Below are 1,569 nucleotides of genomic sequence, written 5' to 3' on the forward strand. Positions count from 1 at the left end.
CCGCACCGCCGTCACCGGGTCGACCGTCACCGCCCGCTGCTACAACGCCGGGCCCTACACCGACGCCGTACAGCTGCACATCGAGTGCGCCCGGTGGTGGGACCCGGACGTGGACGGGATGCCGATGCGGCTCGACCCCTCCGAGGGCGGCGAGCTGAGCGACCGCTGCTGGTTCGGCGTCGACCGGGCGTGGGTCAGCCACGAGCCGATACGGGACGTACCGGACGGCTAGCCGGCGCGCCCGGTCAGCCGCCGAGTGCCGGCTCGGGCATGCAGCCGTAGGCGTGCCGGCCCGCCTCCGCCGCGGCCGTCTCCGCGTCCCCGGCGCGGATCGCGGCCACCATCCGGGCGTGGTCCAGGTGCTCGGCCGGCAGCAGCACGTCGCCCACCTTGGAACGCAGGGTCGTGCGGACGACCTCGCCGAGGTCCGCGTAGACCGCCGTCAGCACCTCGTTGTGCGACGCGGTCGCCACCGCCAGGTGCAGCGTCGCGTCCGCGTCGACGAACGCCGCCGCGTCCCCCGACCCCCACGCCTCCTCGCGGCGCCGCAGCAGCAGCTCCAACTGCGCCATCTCCGGCTCCGTACGCCGTACCGCCGCCAGCCGCGCCGCCTGCGCCTCCAGCGCGCTGCGCAGCTCCGCGACGTCCCCAGGCGGGGTCCCGGCGAACCGGCGCTGCATGACGCCCGCCAGCTCGCTCGTGGCGGCGACGTACGTGCCGGAGCCCTGCCGGATGTCGAGCAGGCCGTTGTTCGCCAGCGCCCGCACCGCCTCGCGGAGGGTGTTCCGCGCCACACCCAGCTGCTCGACCAGCTCCGGCTCGGTCGGGATGCGGCTGCCGACGGGCCACTCGCCCGCGGTGATCTGCGTACGCAGCTGGGCGATCACCTGGTCGGTGAGGCTCGACCTGCGCGGCGACGTCAGTGCCATGTCTCTCCCGTGCTCGGACCGCCGAGTGGACAACCATTCATCCAATGATTCTATGATGGTCTCCATGTCACGCCGCAGCATCCTCACCAAACCCGTCGAGGCCCCGGGGGAGACGACCCAAGACGTGCAGGTCACCGGGCCGAGAGCAGCCTCCGGGCCGTCTTCCGCGCCGCGGGTGACGCCGTGGCTCCTGCGGCTCATGATCCCCGCGCTGCTGCTGGCGGCGATCAACCTGCGGCCCGCGATAGCGTCATTCGGCTCGGTCCTGGAGGACGTGCGCACCGACATCGGCATGAGCGGCACGGTCGCCGGGCTGCTCACCTCCATGCCGGCCCTCTGTTTCGCCGTCTTCGGCAGCCTCGCCCCCCGCTTCGCCCGCCGCTTCGGCCCCGTGGCCGTCGTCGCCGGCGGGCTCGTGGCGATAGCCGGCGGCCTGGCGCTGCGCCCGCTGTTCGGCAACACCCCCGCGTTCCTCGCCGCCAGCGCGCTGGCGCTGGGCGGCATCGCGGTGGGCAACGTCCTGATCCCCGTCATCGTCAAACGCTGGTTCCCGGACCGGGTCGGGTCGATGACCGGGCTCTACTCGATGGGCCTGGCCCTCGGTACGGCCTCCGCCGCCGGCCTCACCGTGCCGGTGAGC

General features: G+C 73.7%; 2 protein-coding genes and 1 pseudogene. 2 read left to right on the plus strand and 1 reads right to left on the minus strand.

Annotated elements, in window-relative coordinates:
- Positions 1 to 232 (plus strand): annotated as a pseudogene (locus tag H5J30_RS32260) (hypothetical protein); the annotation flags it as partial.
- A gap of 13 nt (positions 233 to 245) precedes the next feature.
- On the opposite strand, the gene H5J30_RS32265 reads toward H5J30_RS32260, so the two are convergent.
- Complete coding sequence (locus tag H5J30_RS32265) at positions 246 to 929, minus strand: FadR/GntR family transcriptional regulator (RefSeq protein WP_181791186.1); 684 nt, start codon at positions 927 to 929, stop codon at positions 246 to 248.
- A 52-nt stretch (positions 930 to 981) separates the two neighbouring features.
- On the opposite strand from H5J30_RS32265, the gene H5J30_RS32270 reads away from it, so the two are divergent.
- Positions 982 to 1,569: MFS transporter (locus H5J30_RS32270; protein WP_181791188.1), on the plus strand; the 588-nt coding region annotated here is incomplete at its 3' end.

The organism is Streptomyces phytophilus (assembly GCF_013870535.1).
Classification (GTDB): Bacteria; Actinomycetota; Actinomycetes; order Streptomycetales; family Streptomycetaceae; genus Streptomyces; species Streptomyces phytophilus.